The sequence below is a fragment of the Thauera aminoaromatica genome, assembly GCF_000021765.1.
Taxonomy (GTDB): domain Bacteria; phylum Pseudomonadota; class Gammaproteobacteria; order Burkholderiales; family Rhodocyclaceae; genus Thauera; species Thauera aminoaromatica.
The window spans coordinates 42,109-58,950 of sequence record NC_011662.2; the positions used below are offsets into that span (position 1 = coordinate 42,109).

General features: G+C 65.7%; 18 protein-coding genes. 13 read left to right on the plus strand and 5 right to left on the minus strand.

What is annotated here, in order from left to right:
* Positions 1 to 20 precede the first annotated feature (20 nt).
* Positions 21 to 722 (minus strand): hypothetical protein, encoded by a 702-nt coding sequence (locus tag TMZ1T_RS00140; protein WP_144312127.1) that lies wholly within the window; start codon positions 720 to 722, stop codon positions 21 to 23.
* Positions 723 to 1,698: 976 nt separating this feature from the next.
* On the opposite strand from TMZ1T_RS00140, the gene TMZ1T_RS00145 reads away from it, so the two are divergent.
* A complete protein-coding gene (locus TMZ1T_RS00145; protein WP_261789105.1) occupies positions 1,699 to 1,902 on the plus strand; it encodes a CopG family ribbon-helix-helix protein in 204 nt (67 codons plus the stop codon).
* 200 nt (positions 1,903 to 2,102) lie between these two features.
* Here TMZ1T_RS00145 and TMZ1T_RS20920 read toward each other — a convergent pair whose 3' ends face one another.
* Both TMZ1T_RS20920 and TMZ1T_RS00150 read right to left on the minus strand, forming a co-directional pair.
* Positions 2,103 to 2,495, minus strand: coding sequence for a hypothetical protein (locus TMZ1T_RS20920; RefSeq protein ID WP_144312128.1), 393 nt, complete (start codon positions 2,493 to 2,495; stop codon positions 2,103 to 2,105).
* Positions 2,496 to 2,508: 13 nt separating this feature from the next.
* Complete coding sequence (locus TMZ1T_RS00150) at positions 2,509 to 3,084, minus strand: hypothetical protein (RefSeq protein ID WP_012584194.1); 576 nt, start codon at positions 3,082 to 3,084, stop codon at positions 2,509 to 2,511.
* A gap of 201 nt (positions 3,085 to 3,285) precedes the next feature.
* On the opposite strand from TMZ1T_RS00150, the gene TMZ1T_RS20185 reads away from it, so the two are divergent.
* Together TMZ1T_RS20185 and TMZ1T_RS00160 are read left to right on the plus strand one after the other, a co-directional pair.
* The gene (locus TMZ1T_RS20185; RefSeq protein WP_012584195.1) at positions 3,286 to 4,197 is read left to right on the plus strand and encodes a nucleotide-binding protein; all 912 of its coding nucleotides are present in this window, start codon (positions 3,286 to 3,288) and stop codon (positions 4,195 to 4,197) included.
* Between the two features lie 216 nt (positions 4,198 to 4,413).
* Positions 4,414 to 4,629, plus strand: a complete 216-nt coding sequence (locus tag TMZ1T_RS00160; RefSeq protein WP_012584196.1) for a hypothetical protein — start codon at positions 4,414 to 4,416, stop codon at positions 4,627 to 4,629.
* 641 nt (positions 4,630 to 5,270) lie between these two features.
* On the opposite strand, the gene TMZ1T_RS00165 is transcribed toward TMZ1T_RS00160, so the two are convergent.
* Both TMZ1T_RS00165 and TMZ1T_RS00170 read right to left on the minus strand, forming a co-directional pair.
* Positions 5,271 to 5,558, minus strand: a complete 288-nt coding sequence (locus TMZ1T_RS00165) for an addiction module antidote protein (RefSeq protein ID WP_012584197.1) — start codon at positions 5,556 to 5,558, stop codon at positions 5,271 to 5,273.
* Between the two features lie 3 nt (positions 5,559 to 5,561).
* The gene (locus TMZ1T_RS00170; RefSeq protein ID WP_041589583.1) at positions 5,562 to 5,861 is read right to left on the minus strand and encodes a type II toxin-antitoxin system RelE/ParE family toxin; all 300 of its coding nucleotides are present in this window, start codon (positions 5,859 to 5,861) and stop codon (positions 5,562 to 5,564) included.
* Positions 5,862 to 6,015: 154 nt separating this feature from the next.
* Between TMZ1T_RS00170 and TMZ1T_RS00175 the strand changes: the two genes are divergently transcribed.
* The 10 genes from TMZ1T_RS00175 (at position 6,016) to TMZ1T_RS00220 (ending at position 16,780) form a co-directional block, all read left to right on the plus strand.
* Positions 6,016 to 6,627 carry a hypothetical protein gene (locus tag TMZ1T_RS00175; protein ID WP_012584199.1) on the plus strand — a complete coding sequence of 204 codons (612 nt, stop codon included), beginning with the start codon at positions 6,016 to 6,018 and terminating at the stop codon, positions 6,625 to 6,627.
* On the plus strand, positions 6,624 to 7,814 hold the full coding sequence (locus TMZ1T_RS00180) for a hypothetical protein (protein ID WP_012584200.1): 1,191 nt from the start codon (positions 6,624 to 6,626) through the stop codon (positions 7,812 to 7,814). The genes TMZ1T_RS00175 and TMZ1T_RS00180 overlap by 4 nt, the downstream gene beginning before the upstream one ends.
* Positions 7,815 to 7,929: 115 nt before the next feature.
* A complete protein-coding gene (locus TMZ1T_RS00185) occupies positions 7,930 to 8,172 on the plus strand; it encodes a type II toxin-antitoxin system Phd/YefM family antitoxin (protein WP_012584201.1) in 243 nt (80 codons plus the stop codon).
* A complete protein-coding gene (locus TMZ1T_RS00190; RefSeq protein ID WP_012584202.1) occupies positions 8,169 to 8,432 on the plus strand; it encodes a Txe/YoeB family addiction module toxin in 264 nt (87 codons plus the stop codon). Before TMZ1T_RS00185 ends, TMZ1T_RS00190 begins: the two co-directional genes overlap by 4 nt.
* A gap of 125 nt (positions 8,433 to 8,557) precedes the next feature.
* Entirely contained in the window at positions 8,558 to 8,785 is a 228-nt protein-coding gene (locus tag TMZ1T_RS00195; RefSeq protein ID WP_012584203.1) for a DUF2281 domain-containing protein, read from the plus strand.
* A complete protein-coding gene (locus TMZ1T_RS00200; protein WP_012584204.1) occupies positions 8,782 to 9,168 on the plus strand; it encodes a type II toxin-antitoxin system VapC family toxin in 387 nt (128 codons plus the stop codon). The genes TMZ1T_RS00195 and TMZ1T_RS00200 overlap by 4 nt, the downstream gene beginning before the upstream one ends.
* Before the next feature lie 35 nt (positions 9,169 to 9,203).
* The gene (locus tag TMZ1T_RS00205; protein ID WP_012584205.1) at positions 9,204 to 10,658 is read left to right on the plus strand and encodes a DUF3375 domain-containing protein; all 1,455 of its coding nucleotides are present in this window, start codon (positions 9,204 to 9,206) and stop codon (positions 10,656 to 10,658) included.
* A gap of 163 nt (positions 10,659 to 10,821) precedes the next feature.
* On the plus strand, positions 10,822 to 11,493 hold the full coding sequence (locus TMZ1T_RS00210; RefSeq protein WP_041589727.1) for a DUF4194 domain-containing protein: 672 nt from the start codon (positions 10,822 to 10,824) through the stop codon (positions 11,491 to 11,493).
* Between the two features lie 542 nt (positions 11,494 to 12,035).
* On the plus strand, positions 12,036 to 15,458 hold the full coding sequence (locus TMZ1T_RS00215) for an ATP-binding protein (RefSeq protein WP_012584207.1): 3,423 nt from the start codon (positions 12,036 to 12,038) through the stop codon (positions 15,456 to 15,458).
* Positions 15,455 to 16,780: a DUF3322 domain-containing protein gene (locus tag TMZ1T_RS00220; protein ID WP_012584208.1), complete on the plus strand. Its 1,326-nt coding sequence runs from the start codon at positions 15,455 to 15,457 to the stop codon at positions 16,778 to 16,780. The genes TMZ1T_RS00215 and TMZ1T_RS00220 overlap by 4 nt, the downstream gene beginning before the upstream one ends.
* The last annotated feature ends 62 nt before the right edge of the window (positions 16,781 to 16,842 follow it).

Here is a 16,842-nt window from a genome sequence, read left to right on the forward strand (position 1 = left end):
CGGTCCGCTGCAATGATGGGTTAGACCTCTTCGTCGGATTTTCCATATTTCTTCTCTACATCTCGTTTGATGGCGCCAGAAACTTTCTTCAGCTTTGCGAGCGCAGAGTAGTAGTACGACTCGTCGACAGAGAGCTTGTCACCTATGGCTCCTCGCGCTTTCGTGCCTGACTTCTCCAGATAGAGCGCGTTAACGACGTTGTTGTTATGCACTACGAGGTCACGGGTTGCCGCAACTTCAAAGTAGTCAGCGAAGCTGGGATCATTTTTGACACTCACGAGCTTCGCAAGGTAGGCCATGTAAAGGCTTGGCCGCTGTCGGAAAACGTTTTCCACGTGATCTGAAAGTACGCGCTGAACCAACTCTTCCTTGTCTTCCGCGGCCATAAGGTCCTTTGCCGAAACGCCGGGGCAAGCGGGGATTCCCTGTACCGTTTCTGTAATGCGTTGCGGGTAATGCTCCAGGAAAACAATAAGGACATCCGCAAGGAAGGACTCAAACTGCGACACAGAACTGACCAAGAACGCCTCAAACAGACCACTGGATGTGTAGTGGTCGTATATCTCTTTGAGTTCAGCGTCAGTCCGTCTTGCGGATTTCTTCCTGTCGATGGATGGCACGTAGTAACGTCGATCCGACGTTGATTTGCTGCCTTCATACCTCGCGCGAGCCTCCTCAAGCAGGGGTTGAGCTTGCTCTAGAAAGATGTGCGCGTTGTTCAACTCGCGAACGATCTTATTCTGTAGGGAGTAAATTTTCCGAGCGAGCGCTTCGTTTGGCATATGAGGTCTAACGTAATTTAGACCGCAAAACTTGCGGGATAAGCTGGACGATGCGGGACATTCTGGACACGGCTTCCTCCTCAAAGTGGCTTGGAGTCTGGGTCGGAGCTCTACACACTGTTTAAAAACACAAGTATAAAGTTCCCGTGAAACCCGGCACGCCTTTTTTGCGCACGGTGCAGGAGCTTCTCGGGCACAGCGATGTGTCTCCCACCATGATCTACACGCATGTGCTGAAGGTGGCTGCGGAAGGAACGGTTAGCCCGCTGGATGCCTTGGGTTTCGGAGCATGACAGACTGCTTTGCGGCGTATGGATGAACGGCTCTTTGGGGTCGGGTCGAGACGCTGACATATGGTTCGCGGTCCCGCTGGGAAGTCCGGAGGTATCAATCCGGCCACTTGCCGATCTCCACCTTCTCGCCGCAGCCTTGGTCTACACGGCGGCAACAACATCCCGTGATCGGCTTCTAGCGGCTCCTCTCGGCGAACATCGCTTCTGCACTGTCGGCGCGCCGGGACGTAGCTCAACGGCATCGACGACACACGCGATGTCACCCACGAGATGGCCGAGCGCCTCAAGGCCACAGGCCCTCGACACTGACACCAGAGACCTTTCTGCACACACTTCAGAACACTACCCAGAGGGTGCAATCTCGGAGCAGCATCGACGCGATCAGACGGCCGACGACCGGCTTGACAGGTTATCCGCCGTCGTCGTCGCCCACCCCATGCCGGACCAGATCGAATCCCTGAGCGCGAATGTTGCTCGATAGTTCAGAGCCACCTTCGAAAACGGCAGCGGGAAGACATCTGCCACATGCTTGCGCCCCATCCGTGAGGCTTAAAATGACGAAGACATCATCCAAAACGCCCAGCGCACACGTTCCGCTCCCACTTACGGACAAGGTCGGCCAAATGTCCCAAAGGCGTGAACACTCACCCAGCTCGATCATGCATCCGGCGGCTTCGACCCGGATCGCCCAAGAGGCGAGGCGCGACCGCCTGACCCAAGAGGCCCTCGCCGACGTCGATGCAGGGCTCCTCGTCGATCACTGGGCTGTGCAGGCGTGGGCGGATAACCTTGGTACCGAGAAGGCGGTGCCGCTGCCGAACGGGTGATGGTAGAGCGCTCGGGCAAGACCCTTTCCGCTTGAGCGCGCCTGTATGAGCGTCAATGTTCCGAGATCGTGGCGAGCTTCAGGAGTCTGCTCGCTCACGACTCGGCTACCTGCGACCTTTGGGATTGGCACCGTACCTATCGACGTGACGTCGAACCAGTATGAAGACGTTTGAGCAGTATCGGCAACCCCAACTCGCCGTTACCTCAGCATCCGATACTCCGCCAGCACGGCGTCGACAAAGCTGGCAGCCAGCTGAGACGCATGGGCCGCAGAAGTACGGTGAGGGCTTCGGCATTCCTCGTAAAGATCGAGTGCAACGTTCAGGTTCTCGGTTAGAACCGTGGCGATGCCTGGATCAACCGACAGAACGCTCCCAGCGACTGAGCGAATCTGCTGCTGGTAGGCGAATCCTGCAGGGTGTAGATACCGGATCACGGGCTTGACCGGCCGATCACCGTCCTCACAAAGAATGTCAAAGAGCGCGCCAAGTCCATCTATGTAAGCACTGCGGGCTTCACCACTCGGATCGTATCGAAGTGCAGCCAGTTGCCGGTCGTCCAATGATCGAAACGGTGTGTCGTATTGTTGCATCGTCAAGCCCTCGTCACGGTAGCAGCCGCTGTTCGAGCAGATCCATCGCATCGGCAGGAGCGGTTCCTCGGGATGTCCCGGCAATCTCATCCGCGACGAGTTGCTTAACGGCTGGATCTTGGACGACGTCGAGAAAGAGGATGTCGAATTCGTTCTCGTGCAGATCACGGATGAGGAACTCATGCGAGCCCACGCTCGCACCGGATCCCGCCGTCTCTAGCCGTGCCCCGTCAATCTGATCGATGTCCAGGCGCAGGACGATAGGACAGAAGAAGGCCACCTCGATCTTGTCGCAAATCTTCTTGAGCCTCGTAGCGTCGCCCGACGTGATCGCGCCCGCTTTCTCCTTGGATTCAACGCCATTGCGCAAGCTCAACCTGGTTTGCGAGATGTACTTGTCGAAGTTGTCGGCATCCATCCAGGGTTCATAGAGGTCTTCGTAAATCCGATGCGGATTCGATGAACGCGGGTTGGGAAGGCGATAGGGGTAATACCTCTCTGCAACCCAGACGTAGTGGTCGCGGCTGTAGAAATAGTGGCACAGCAGCCATGCCATGATCGGGATGCATCCGTAGTAGTTCTTGGCCACGCTTCCCCCTGATCGTTCTTCGCCTTTCAGCTAGCCTCGGCGCTGAACTATAAGTAGACAAGAGGCGCCCCGAATTCAAGGGATATGTGTCGCCGGCACACACGCCCGAAAGGCAAGGTGGTGGTGCGAATACCTCGCGCAACCGGGCTCTCCAAGGATATCGCCAGCGGGGAGACCAAGCAGCCAGGGAGGCCCGATGTCATGAGTGTCACGCGCCGTATCTACGTCAGCCTCCCCGCCGACCCATGGCTGCCGCCGAACCTCAATGCCCTCAAGTGGGGCATCGTCGACGAGATCGCCAAGCTCGGCTTCACGCCCGAGATCTTCACGAACCCAAGGGGCCAGTCCGGGCTTGCTTCAGCCAAGGCCTGGAATCCGCGCGATGCCGACGAGATCGCGCGCCGCTGCGTGGGGGCAGCCGTGCTCGGGATGCCGCGCTGGCGTTTTCGTGACGGTGACGGCCAGGACGTGCTGCTGCCGACCGAGTTCAACCATTACGAGGGCGCGCTTACCCGAACCCTGGGCCTGCCCACCCTGGTGCTGGTGCAACGGGACGTGCTGCGGCGGGTGGTCTTCGACGGCAGTTTCGGCGGTTACGTCGGCCAGTTTCCAGCCGACGCAGGGGTCGGTTGGCTGCACACCGACGAATTTTTGGTCCCCTTCAAATACTGGACCGACCAGCTCCGCGAACGCCGCGACATCTTCCTGGGCTACTGCAGCAGCTCAGCGTCGACGGCGGCGCAGATCAAACGCTACCTGGCGAGCCAAAACGCGAGCGTGCTGGATTGGCAGAGCGACTTCATCCCGGGCCGCACGATCATCGACCAGATCGAGGAGGCAGCTTCCCGCTCGATTGCCGGCATCTTCCTGTTCACCAAGGATGACGATCTCGCCAACCCGAGCGAGGCCCACCAGTCGGTGCCGCGCGACAACGTCGTGTTCGAGGCCGGCTACTTCAGCGGACTCAAGGGCAAGCGCAACGTGCTCATCGTTCGCGAGGCCGGCTCGAAGATGCCGGCCGACCTCGGAGGCGACATTTACGCGGCGCTGATGGACCGTAACGACATCGCACCGATCGAGAGAACGCTAGCCGCGTTCATCGGTGCAATATGAGCCGCAAACGGGAGGGCCGCACAACGGCCACGGAGGACAACCGTTGTTAAACGCTATAGATCAATGCCCAACGATTTACCTTGGGCCATGCTGAAGTCGCGATTTATTTGCGAAGCAGCTGCCGTAAGGGCGTATTAATGACATTTATGGGCGGAACGCGGCACGAGATTGGTTTTCCAATCTATGCCTGCCGTTACATTTTTGTTGCCACCACCAATGCTCGAGCGAACCGAAGAAGTCGCCCTCTGCACGCTCGGCGAACCGCTCGGCATGACGGGCACGGTGCTGGCCCGCTGCCAGGGACAGGCCTTCATCTGGCAGCCACAAGACTACGAGGGAGACCTCGTGACCCAGATCGCTCGTCTGACATGCGCCGCAGACCTTCGCGGCTCGGCCTTGGAGACGATCCGCCGCTCTTACGTCAGGCAGTGAGAAATCACCCGTAACGCGTGGCCGGGGGGCGCCTTCTGTTCTGCGGTCGGTCGAGCCAAGGGAACGGCTTGCAATCTCGACCCTCTCAGCTATACTCATAACCATATATTTTTAAACACTTTTCTTGGCCTGCACTGGCTGAAAAGTCGGCTTGCCAATTTATGCCGACATCTCCGCCAATAATTGAAGAGCAAACTGGGTGGGACGCTTGTAGATCAAGGGGGCTGTTTGCCAATTTATGCCCTCCGCTACAACCTGTAGCGGCGACCATAAACTGGCAAATGGCTAGCCAATTATTGGCAGACGGCCAGGAAGGGCGGGCGAATCCGATGGGTTCCCCGCCCTTTTCTTTTGGCTGCTACAGACGGGAAGGCTTGCCCTGACTGGGCTCCCGAGCGCATGCCTGATCGCCTTTATGACATGTACCTGACGCGTGACGACCTTGTCGCTCTCGGTGAGTGCAGATGTCCCAGTCCGGCCCGTTGCCGTCGTTCGGACCACGAAGGCATCTTCGTTCGAGCCACCGACTCGATCTGAAACTTGCCTGACGTTCGACCGTCAGAGATTAAAGCTCGGAGGGAGACTGCAGGCGGTTCTGTCGATCGACTGCTCGGGCGCGGTGGCCGACGCTAGCGCAAGTCTCAAGAATGGACTGGCGTTGCGGTGATCTTCACGCCCAGAGCATGAAGCAGCTTGAGCACTGTGTCATAGCGAGGCTTCGCGCCGGGCGTGAGCGCCTTGTACAGGCTCTCACGGCCAAGACCCGCATCCTTGGCGAGTTGCGCCATGCCGCGGGCGCGCGCAACGTCGCGGACGGCAGCGAGAAACACATCAGGGTTTGGGTCTTCCAGGGCGGCCGTCAGATACTCCGCGATGGTTTGCTCGTCGTTCAGGTAATCGGCAGCATCAAAGCTGGCGGTCTTGACCATCGTTCACTCCTTGTCCAAAGCCCGCGCCATCTCGATGGCACGTTTGATGTCGCGCTTGTGCGACGACTTTTCCCCGCCCGGCAGAAGCAGATAGATCACAGCCCCACGTCGCGTGTAGTAAGCGCGATACCCAGGGCCGACGTGGATGCGCATTTCCGAAACGCCTTCGCCTACCGGCTCACAGTCACCAAGATTTCCATGCTCGGCAGAGCGGATACGGTGGACGATGCGGGCTCGAGCCACGTTGTCTTTCAAGCCGGCAAGCCAGGCGTCGAAATCGTCGGTGCGCAGGAAAGTGTTCATGCCGGCATGTGTGTCCATACGGATACGCTCGCACAAGGGCGAACCAGTGGCGAAGACCGAGCTTCCGCGGCACCAAACGCCCCCGCGATCCCGCTGCTATGCTCACGCGCTCGGACTAGCATGCCCCCAAGCCACCGGGACCGGAGCGACCTGCATGAAACAATTCATCCGCGACAACCCGACCATCGCCTTCGGGCTCGGCCTGCCGCTGCTGCTCGTCGCGGTCTTCCTCGCCATCTCGGGCATTCCCGTCCTGCTGGTCGCACCGGCGCAGTACGAGGTGCTGTACGCGACCCATTACAACTTCCACAACAACCCGCACAACGCGATCCGGATCGCGGTCGTCGGTGATCGCGTGCAGGTCAGCTACGTCGGCAACACGCAGCCCTACCAGACCCCGCGGCTGTGGCGCTTCAATCCGAAGACCGGCGCGGTGAAGGAAATCGCGCTGCCCTTGCCGCCCGGCCTCGCCCCCAACAGCGGGCGCCCGGTCGAGGCGGAGAAGACACCGAGCGTAACGCCCATCGACGTCCCCGACCTCGCCGGGCTCAGGGTCGATTCGTCGAGCCTGGCGCCCGACGGCTACAGGTTCAGCAGCGGCGCCGATGGCTACGGCGGAAAGGTCTTCGACGGCCTGTTCCTCGGTTCTTCGCGCTACCGGGTCCACGCCGAACTCGTCAAGGACGGGCGCAGCATCCGACTGCCCGAAACCGAAGGCGCCTACTACGGCAACGCTGTCCGCTTCGTCGGCTGGGTGCTGCCGTGACCTGGCTCCTACTGCTGATCGTGCTGATCGTCCTCGCCGGCGGCTGGTGGGGCTGGCCGCTGGCCGCGGCGCTGTTCGGCAGCCGCGCGGTGCATGACAAGACCAGTGCGCTCGGCAGGATCGCCGAGCTGATGCGTGCCCATGACATCTCGCCGGCTGAAGTCGCTGCGGTATACCGCGATCCGACCCTGCTCGCGACCACGGCGCCCAAACGCAGCAGCGGCGAGATTGCACGGACGCTCTTCATCTATCTCGGCGCGATCTTCATCCTCGCCGGCATCGGCACCTACATCGGCATGTTCTGGAACCGCATGGGCAGCGTCATGCGGATCGTCGTCACCCTCGGCGTAGGTTATGCGCTGCTGGTCGTGCTGGTCTCGGCGCTGCACGAGAGGAAGTTTCCCAGGCTCGTCCTGCCACTGACGCTGGCGACGGCGTTCATGCTGACGAACGGCTGGTTCGTGTTCATCCACGAGCTCTTTCCGCGCGGCAACGACTGGCGGCTGGCCGCGCTCGCCGTCTTCGGCACGATGGCGATTCATCAGGGCCTGCTGTTCCGCCAGTACGCGTCGAGCGTGCTCGCCTTCACCGCCCTGTGCTTCGTCTACGGCTTTCTGGCGGTCGGCCTCGACCTGCTCGACGTGCCGGCGGGCTTCAGCGCGCTCGTCCTCGGCGCCTCGCTGTTGCTCGTCGCCAGCGGGCTGGAAGGATCGCCGCAGCGCAGCCTCGCCGAGTTTGCCTACCTGATCGCGCTGTGCTGGTTCAACGCCGGCCTGTTCGACCGCGTCGCCATCGCCGCCGCGGCCGACTGGGCGGCGCTACTGACCGGCGCCTCGGTCATGTCGGCCGCCTACGGCCTGCACAAGGACGGGCGGCAGCTCCGGCTATCCGGTCTCGGCTACCTGATCGGCTCGGCGCTCGCCTACAGCGGCCTCTTCGACCTGCTGCGCCAGACCCCGGTCGAACTGCTCTATTTCGCCGTCACCGCGGCGATGCTCTACGTCTGCGTGTTGCTGCAGAGTCGCGCGCTGCTCCTGACCACGGTGCTCGCGATGCTCGGTTTCATCAGCCACTTCACCGCCCGGCACTTCGTGGACTCGCTCGGCTGGCCGATCTCCCTGGTCCTCATGGGTGTCGCCTTCATCGGCGTCGGCGCGCTGGCGATGCGGATCAAGCGGCAGATGTGAGGGCCTTGGCCTGGAAGGGGCAGCATTAAACGGGAACTTGCGACCCTCGAACGAACGCCAGGATTGACGCCACGTACGCTAACGCGTACGTTAGCCGCATCGACGGAGACCCGCAATGACCACGCTCACCGCTTCCGAAGCACGGGCCAACCTGTACCGCCTCATCGATCAGGCCGCAGAGTCCCATCAGCCCATCCACATCGCGGGCAAGCGCACGAGCGCCGTCCTGCTCTCCGCGGAGGACTGGCAGGCCATCCAGGAAACGCTTCACCTGCTTTCCATTCCGGGGATGCGCGAGTCCATCAAGGAGGGCATGGCCGAGCCGCTTGACGAGAGCGCCCGGGAGCTCGACTGGTGAGCTGGCAGCTCGTGTTCTCGAAGTACGCCCGGAAGGACGCGAAGAAACTGGCGGTAGCCGGCCTGAAGTCGAAAGCCAAGGACTTGCTTGCGATCCTGGCGAAGGATCCCTTCCAGAAGCCTCCGCCCTACGAAAAGCTCGTGGGTGATCTTGCCGGGGCTTACTCGCGCCGGATCAACATCCAGCACCGCCTGGTCTATGAGGTCTTCGCCGAGGAGCGCGTGGTTCGCGTGCTGAGGATGTGGTCGCATTACGAATAGGAAGGCGGGAAACGTGGCGGGCGACGACGCCTCGCAACCGTTTCCAAAAACGGAACGGTTCAAAAGGAAGGCGCTCGTGTTCGACCCTTCAGCGTGTGCGAGAATCCAGCGCGGGAGCTATTCACATGAACCTTGCAGAAGCCATCTATCGACACAGCCAGCGCCTGCCGGATGAAGCGGCTCGCGAGGCGCTCGACTTCATCGAGTTTCTCGAACAGCGCTATGGCGTGAAGCCTGCTGAAACCACCGCTACGCCGCGCGAATTTCGCGAGCCGGGCAGTGCCCGCGGCAAGCTGGAGATTGTCGCGGACGATGACGACCACTTGGTCGACTTCAAGGACTACATGCCTTGAAGGCCCTGCTCGACACCCATACCCTGCTGTGGTTTCTGCTCGACGACCCGGCCTTGTCGGGCACTGCACGGGAGTTGATCCGCAGTCCGGAGACCGAGGTCTTCGTCAGCCCGGCCAGCTACTGGGAAATCGCGATCAAGATCAGCATCGGCAAGTACCGCTTGCCCGAACCGCTTGCAGCATTCATGGATCGAGAACTGTCCCGCAACCGCTTCGACATCCTGCCCATCTCGGTCCGCCATGCCGATCGCGTCGCACGCCTGCCCTTCCATCACCGCGATCCATTCGATCGCCTGATCGTCGCGCAGGCCCTGGAAGACGCGATGCCGCTGCTGAGCGCCGACCAGGTCATGGACCGCTACGGAGCTCAACGCGTCTGGTAAGCGACGTCCTCCATTCACGCTGACCTCCGCAGTCCATGCCCCTCGACTTCACCACCCTCGACACCCTGCGCAGCCACCACCCCGCGTGGCGGCTACTGCGCTCGGACCACGCGGCGCTGGTGGCGAGCTTCCTGCACCGCGTCTTCGTCGCCCCCAACGTGCGCGGCATGGCGGCGGCGGACCTCGCCGAGGCGCTCGAGGACGAGCTCTACGCGCTGCGTCTGCTGCGCGGCGACGACGCCTTCCCCAAGCCGGCGCTCGACTACCTCAACGACTGGGCCGCGGCCGACAAGGGCTGGCTGCGCAAGTACTACAGGCCCGGCACCGACGAGGCCCAGTTCGACCTCACCCCGGCCACAGAGAAGGCGCTCGCCTGGCTGGCGCAGCTGAGCGAGCGCCAGTTCGTCGGCACCGAGTCGCGCCTGCTCACCTTGTTCGCCCTGCTCAAGCAGATGGGCGAGGGCAGCGAGACCGACCCCGCGCGCCGCATCGCCGAGCTGCAGCGCAAGCGCGACGAGATCGACGCCGAGATGGCGCGCGTGCTCGCCGGCGACATCCCGCTGCTCGACGACACCGCGCTCAAGGACCGCTTCCAGCAGTTCATGCAGGGCGCACGCGAGCTGCTCGCCGACTTCCGCGAGGTCGAGCACAACTTCCGCCAGCTCGACCGCCGCGTGCGCGAGCGCATCGCGCTGTGGGAGGGCAGCAAGGGCGCGCTGCTCGAACAGATCATGGGCGAACGCGACGCCATCGCCGACTCCGACCAGGGGCGCAGCTTCCGTGCCTTCTGGGACTTCCTGCTGTCGAGCCGGCGCCAGGAGGAACTCAGCGACCTGCTCGACCAGGTGCTCGCCCTGCCCGCGGTGGCCGAGCTGAACCCCGACGCCCGCACCCGCCGCGTGCATTACGACTGGCTCGAGGCGGGCGAGCACACCCAGCGCACGGTGGCGCAGCTGTCGCAGCAGCTGCGCCGCTTCCTCGACGACCAGGCGTGGCTGGAAAACCGCCGCATCATGGACCTGCTGCACGGCATCGAGAGCAAGGCGCTCGCCCTGCGCGCCGCGCCGCCGCCCGGCCCCGTGATGGAGATCGCCCTGCCCGGCGCGGCGATCGAGCTGGCGCTGGAGCGCCCGCTGCACACCCCGCCCACCCGGCCGGCGATCGCCGCGCTGCGCGTCGAGGCCGGCGACGAGGATGTCGACCCGCACGCGCTCTTCGAGCAGGTCACGGTGGACAAGGCACGCCTCGCCCGCCACATCCGCCACGCCCTGCAGGACCGCGCCCAGGTCACGCTCGCCGCGCTGGTCGCCGCGCAGCCGCTGGAGCAGGGCCTGGCCGAGCTGATCGCCTACCTGCAGCTCGGCAGCGACGCCTTCACCACCACCGTCGACGAGGCCACCCCCGAGCCGATCGAATGGCAGGCGAGCGCCGCCGACGGCGCCATGGTCACCCGCAAGGCCCGCCTGCCGCGGGTGATCTTCATGCGCTGAGCGCGCGCACGCGCAACCAAGCCGGGCATCGGATCAGATGCTTGCACAGGGCGGGCAGGATGAGGAACATGCCGACCCGACAGGGCGACAATCCATGCGCTCACTCGATCGATTTGCGCGCCCCGAGGCGCAAGCTGACAATCCCCAACCGATGAAGCACTCGATGGACGACGAAGACCTCGCCCCCAGCCCGGCCGAGCCGCCCGGCCCCGCCGCCGCACCCGACCTCTCGGTGCTGCTCATCGGCCTGCTCAAGGGCGTGCTCTACCGCGAAGCCGACGAACGCCAGTGGTCCGGCCTGCTGCAACTGCAGGCGCGGGTGCGCGAATACGTCGCCGTGCTCGCCCTCGAGCTGGTGCTCGACGAGGCCGAGGGCTACGCCTTCCTGCGCGGCCGCCCCGAGCCCGCCGACGACGACCCGGCGCCGCGCCTGCCGCGCCTGGTGGCGCGCCGGCCGCTGTCCTACCCGGTGAGCCTGCTGCTCGCCCTGCTGCGCAAGAAGCTCGCCGAGTTCGACGCCGGCGGCGGCGACACCCGCCTGGTGCTGGGGCGCGACGACATCGTCGAGCTGGTGCGCGTGTTCCTGCCCGAAGGCCCCAACGAGGCACGCCTGATCGACCAGATCGAGACCCACATCAACAAGGTCGTCGAGCTCGGCTTCCTCGCCCGCCTCAAGCCCGCCAGCGCCAGCGCCACCGCGCCCGCCAGCTTTGAAGTGCGCCGCATCCTCAAGGCCTTCGTCGACGCGCAGTGGCTCGCCGACTTCGACGCCCGCCTCGCCGCCTACCGCGCCGCCCTCGCCGATGGCAAGGAGACCCCGTCCGATGAGCCCTGAAACCGTCGAGCCTTCCCCTGTGGGAGCGACGCACGTCGCGATTGCAGCGCCGGGAATCCGCGCCGGCGCAGCGGTAGCCGCCGAATCGCGACTTGCGTCGCTCCTACAGGCGCGCCGCAGACCGCGTGGGTTCCTGCCAGATCCACCGGCGAGCAAGGGCGGTGATGCCGGCGCCGACACCCGCGAGCACAGCCTGCGCTCCTATGTGCTCGGCCACTGCAAGTCCGAACGCAACGAGGTCACCGGCGCCGCGCGCCCGCCTCGCCGGCTACCGCACCGCCCTCGCCGACCGCAAGGAAACCCCGTCCGATGAGCCCCGAAACCTTCGAGCACCCCCCCGTAGGAGCGACGCAAGTCGCGATTTCAGCGCCGGGAATCCGCGCCGGCGCAGCAATAGCCGCCGAATCGCGACTTGCGTCGCTCCTACGGGCGCTCCTACGGGCGCGCCGCAGACCGCTTGGTTTCCTGCCAGGAGCGGCGGCGAGCAAGGGCCGTGATGCCGGCGCCATCGATGGCGCGTATGCGCAGCGCAGGTGCAGCCCATGAACGACCCGCAATCCCTCGGCCTCGACTTCGTCGCCGACGACACCCTGTCCGGCTTCCGCCTGCAGCGCCTGGAGGTGCTCAACTGGGGCACCTTCGACCGCCACGTGTGGACGCTGCAGCTCGACGGCCGCAACGGGCTGCTCACCGGCGACATCGGCTCGGGCAAGTCCACCCTGGTCGACGCGATCACCACCCTGCTCGTCCCCGCGCAGCGCATCGCCTACAACAAGGCCGCCGGCGCCGACACGCGCGAGCGCAGCCTGCGCTCCTACGTGCTCGGCCACTACAAGTCCGAGCGCAACGAGGTCACCGGCGCCGCGCGCCCGATCGGCCTGCGCGAGCCCGGCAGCTACTCGGTGATCCTCGGCGTATTCCACAACGCCGGCTACGACCAGACCGTGAGCCTGGCCCAGGTGTTCTGGTTCAAGGAGGCGCAAGGCCAGCCGGCGCGCTTCTACCTCGGCGCCGAGCACGCGCTGTCGATCACGGACGATTTCTCCGGCTTCGGCCCCGACATCACGCAGCTTCGCAAACGCCTGCGCGGCGCCGGGGCCGAGGTGCTCGACAGCTTCCCGCCCTACGCAGCGTGGTTCCGCCGCCGCTTCGGCATCGACAACGAGCAGGCGCTCGAGCTCTTCCACCAGACCGTGTCGATGAAGTCGGTCGGCAACCTCACCGACTTCGTGCGCAACCACATGCTCGAGCCCTTCGAGGTCGGCCCGCGCATCCAGGCCCTGATCGACCACTTCGACGACCTCGACCGCGCCCACCAGGCGGTGCTCAAGGCGCAGCGCCAGGTCTCCCTGCTGGGCCCGCTGGTCGACGACTGCCACCGCCACGACGCGCTCGCCGCCGACATCAGCGCGCTGCGGCGCTGCCGCGAGGCGCTGCAGCCGCACTTTGCCGCGCGCAAGCTGGCCCTGCTCGACCACCGCCTCGAACTCGCCGCCGAGGAGTGGGCGCGCGCCGACGCCCAGGTCATGCGCCTCGACACGCTGCGCGAGGAACAGGCCGGCCGCATCGACGCGCTCAAGCAGGCGATCAACGCCAACGGCGGCGACCGCCTCGAGCGCCTCGCCGCCGAGATCCGCAAGCAGGAGCAGGTGCGCGACGCGCGCCTGGCCAAGGCACGCCGCTACGGCGAGCTCGCCGCGGTGCTCGGCGCGTCCGCGGCCGCCGACGCCGAAGCCTTCGCCAGCCAGCGCCTGCACTTCGCCGCCAGCCGAGAGGAGGCGCGCAACCGCGACGCCGAACTGCAGAACACGCTCACCGAGCACGCCGTCACCCTGCGCCAGGGCAAGCTCGAGTACGACGCGCTGAGCGCCGAGATCGACAGCCTCAAACGTCGCCGCAGCAACATCGACGACCGCCAGATCCAGATCCGCGCCGCGCTGTGCGGCGCGCTCGGCATCGACGTCGAGGACATGCCCTTCGCCGGCGAGCTGCTCCAGGTGCGCGAGGACGAGCGCGACTGGGAGGGCGCCGCCGAGCGCCTGCTGCGCGGCTTCGGCCTCGCCCTGCTGGTGCCCGACGCGCACTACAAGGCGGTCGCCGAGTGGGTGGACGGCAACCACCTGCGCGGCCGCCTGGTGTACTTCCACGTCCGCCCGCCGCGCGCGGGCGAGCTGCCCGCGCTGCACCCCGACTCGCTGGTGCGCAAGCTCGCGATCAAGCCCGACAGCCCGCACTACGACTGGCTGGAACGCGAGCTCGCCCACCGCTTCGACGTCGCCTGCTGCGCCACGCAGGAGCAGTTCCGCCGCGAGACGCGCGCGATCACCCGCGCCGGCCAGATCAAGGACCCCAGCGGCCGCCACGAGAAGGACGACCGCCACGCCATCGCCGACCGCAGCCGCTACGTGCTGGGCTGGAGCAACACCGCCAAAATCGAGGCCCTGGAAGCCCAGCGCCGCCAGCTCGAAGCCCGCCTCGGCGAAGTGGGCAGCCAGATCGGCCGCATCGAGGCCGAGCGCCGCACCCTCGCCGGCCGCCTCGACGCCCTCACCCGCCTGGAAGAATTCACCGCCTTCGACGAGCTCGACTGGCACGGTGTCGCCGGCGCGATCGCCACGCTGGAGGACGAACGCCGCGCGCTCGAAGCCGCCTCCGACCTGCTCAAGACACTCAACCAGCAGCTCGCCGACCTGCAGCGGATCCGTGTCGACACCGAGCGCGAGCTCGGCGCCGCGCGCGAACGCCGCGCCAAGGTCGAGCAGCGCCAGGCCGACGCCGAGGCGCTGCGCACCGCCACGCTCGCCCTCGTCGACGCCGCGCCGATCGACCCGGAGCTCGTCCCCCGATTGGAAGCCCTGTGCGCCGAGGTGCTCGGCGAGCACCCGCTCACCGTCGAGTCCTGCGACAACCGCGAGCAGGAGGTGCGCACCGCGCTGCAGTCGCGCATCGACGCCGAGGATCTCCGCCTCAAGCGCCTGGCCGAGAAGATCATCAAGGCGATGGCGGCCTTCAAGCAGCAGTTTCCCCTCGAGACCGCCGAGATCGACGCCAGCCTGGAGGCCGGCTTCGAGTACGAGAAGCTGCTCGCGCAGCTCGACCGCGACGACCTGCCGCGCTTCCTCGCCCGCTTCAAGGAGCTGCTCAACGTCAACACCATCAACGAGATCGCCAACTTCAACGCCCAGCTCGCGCGCGAGCGCGAGACCATCAAGGAGCGCATCGCCCACATCAACAAGTCGCTCGGCGAGATCGACTACAACCCCGGGCGCTACATCGTGCTTGAATCGCAGGCGAGCCCCGACGCCGAGATCCGCGACTTCCAGCAGGAGCTGCGCGCCTGCACCGAGGGCGCGCTGACCGGGGCGGGCGAGGGCGACGACGAGCAGTATTCCGAGGCGCGCTTCCTGCGCGTCAAGGGCATCATCGACCGCTTCCGCGGCCGCGAGGGCCTCTCCGACCAGGATCGCCGCTGGACCGCCAAGGTCACCGACGTGCGCAACTGGTTCCTCTTCGCCGCCAGCGAACGCTGGCGCGAGGACGACAGCGAGCACGAGCACTACTCGGACTCCGGCGGCAAGTCGGGCGGGCAGAAGGAGAAGCTCGCCTACACCATCCTCGCCGCCAGCCTCGCCTACCAGTTCGGCCTGGAGTGGGGCGCGGTGCGCTCGCGCTCGTTCCGCTTCGTCGTCATCGACGAGGCCTTCGGCCGCGGCTCGGACGAATCCGCGCAGTACGGCCTGCGCCTGTTCGAGCAACTCAACCTGCAACTGCTGATCGTCACCCCGCTGCAGAAGATCCACATCATCGAGCCCTTCGTCGCCAGCGTCGGCTTCGTGCACAACGAGGGCGGCAGCGCCTCGAAGCTGAGGAACCTGTCGATCGAGGAGTACCGCGCGCAGAAAGCCGAGATGCGGGCGGCGGCGCAGGCCGCGCCCCGCGCCGGCGGCGGCGCATCCGCATCATGAGCTGGAGCACCGCGCAGGACCTGAGGGCGCAGGTGATGCGCCTGTGGGAGCGCGGCGAGCTGCTGCGCGAGGGGCTGCCGCAGGACAGCGGCGCCCCCCCGTGCGCGTGCTTGCCGGAGGAGGAGAGCGAGGGCTCTGGCGCTCAGCCTTGCGAGCTACCGGCCGATGCCGCGGCGTACACGGCCGTGGGACCACCTGCAGGCCACAGCCGCTTCCCGCTGCGACTCACCCTGAAGACCCCAACCTCGGACGACATCACCCGCCACTTCGATGCCGTGCGCGCCTGGGTTGCGGCGATCTCGGCCACGCCCCATGTGCGCCTCGAATGGCAGGAGACCCGCCACCGCGTGCAGGGCAGCCAGCGCCTGCCCGCGAGCGCCTGGGTCGACCGCCTCGACGACGCCCTGGCCTGGATCGGCAAGCGCGCCGAGGACGCGCGCTTTCGTGCGCTGCACGCCGAGACTGCCGCACGCCAGCCCCTGCTGCTGCCCTGGCTGCACAAGCGCCCGCTGCGCGCGCTCGAACTCGCCGCCGAGTGGTCGCGCCTGCTCGACGTGGTGGCCTGGCTGCAGGCCCACCCGCGCCCGGGCATGTATCTGCGCCAGGTCGACCTGCCCGGCATCCACACCAAGTTCATCGAATCCCAGCGCGGCGTGCTCGCCGAGCTGCTCGACCTCGCCCTGCCCGCGGCGGCGATCGACCCGAGCCGCACCGGCGCGCAGCAGTTCGCCGCCCGCTACGGCTTCCTGGACAAGCCCGTGCTGCTGCGCTTGCGCATCCTCGACCCGGCGCTCGGCCTGCTGCCTGGCGCGCCCTGCCCCGACCTCGCCCTCGACGCCGACAGCTTCGCCCGCCTGCGACTCGACGTGGCGCGCGTCTTCATCACCGAGAACGAGACCAACTTCCTCGCCTTCCCCCGCGTCGACAAGGCCATCGTGATCTTCGGCGCCGGCTACGGCTGGGAGGCCCTCGCGCGCGCCGAGTGGCTGCAGCGCTGCCCGATCCACTACTGGGGCGACATCGACACCAACGGCTTCGCCATCCTCGCCCAGCTGCGCGCCCGCTTCGCCCATGTCGAGTCCCTGCTGATGGACCGCGCCACCCTGCTCGCACATGAGGCGCTGTGGGGCCGGGAAGACAGCCCGCGCCCGGCCGACGTCTCGCGCCTCAGCGCCGAGGAACGCGGCCTGTACGAAGACCTGCGCAACCACCACATCCGCCCGTCCCTGCGCCTGGAGCAGGAACACATCGGCTTCGGCTGGCTGGAGAAGGCGCTGAGAATCGTCCACGCGGTGGATGATTTTCAGCCATCTGATGGTTGATTTTCATCCAAGGCGTCCCGGGAAACGGCTGGTCAGAACGACCATCGCCCTTCCTGCCCATC

Bases quoted from the DNA above. Each gene is read 5' to 3' on its own strand.
- TMZ1T_RS00205 (WP_012584205.1), top strand. From the start codon at position 9,204: ATGCCCCTCGACTTCACCACCCTCGACACCCTGCGCAGCCACCACCCC.
- TMZ1T_RS00185 (WP_012584201.1), top strand. From the start codon at position 7,930: ATGACCACGCTCACCGCTTCCGAAGCACGGGCCAACCTGTACCGCCTC.
- TMZ1T_RS00175 (WP_012584199.1), top strand. From the start codon at position 6,016: ATGAAACAATTCATCCGCGACAACCCGACCATCGCCTTCGGGCTCGGC.
- TMZ1T_RS00215 (WP_012584207.1), top strand. From the start codon at position 12,036: ATGAACGACCCGCAATCCCTCGGCCTCGACTTCGTCGCCGACGACACC.
- TMZ1T_RS00170 (WP_041589583.1), bottom strand. From the start codon at position 5,861: ATGAACACTTTCCTGCGCACCGACGATTTCGACGCCTGGCTTGCCGGC.
- TMZ1T_RS00220 (WP_012584208.1), top strand. From the start codon at position 15,455: ATGAGCTGGAGCACCGCGCAGGACCTGAGGGCGCAGGTGATGCGCCTG.
- TMZ1T_RS20920 (WP_144312128.1), bottom strand. From the start codon at position 2,495: ATGCAACAATACGACACACCGTTTCGATCATTGGACGACCGGCAACTG.
- TMZ1T_RS20185 (WP_012584195.1), top strand. From the start codon at position 3,286: ATGAGTGTCACGCGCCGTATCTACGTCAGCCTCCCCGCCGACCCATGG.
- TMZ1T_RS00195 (WP_012584203.1), top strand. From the start codon at position 8,558: ATGAACCTTGCAGAAGCCATCTATCGACACAGCCAGCGCCTGCCGGAT.
- TMZ1T_RS00210 (WP_041589727.1), top strand. From the start codon at position 10,822: ATGGACGACGAAGACCTCGCCCCCAGCCCGGCCGAGCCGCCCGGCCCC.
- TMZ1T_RS00160 (WP_012584196.1), top strand. From the start codon at position 4,414: ATGCTCGAGCGAACCGAAGAAGTCGCCCTCTGCACGCTCGGCGAACCG.
- TMZ1T_RS00145 (WP_261789105.1), top strand. From the start codon at position 1,699: ATGTCCCAAAGGCGTGAACACTCACCCAGCTCGATCATGCATCCGGCG.
- TMZ1T_RS00165 (WP_012584197.1), bottom strand. From the start codon at position 5,558: ATGGTCAAGACCGCCAGCTTTGATGCTGCCGATTACCTGAACGACGAG.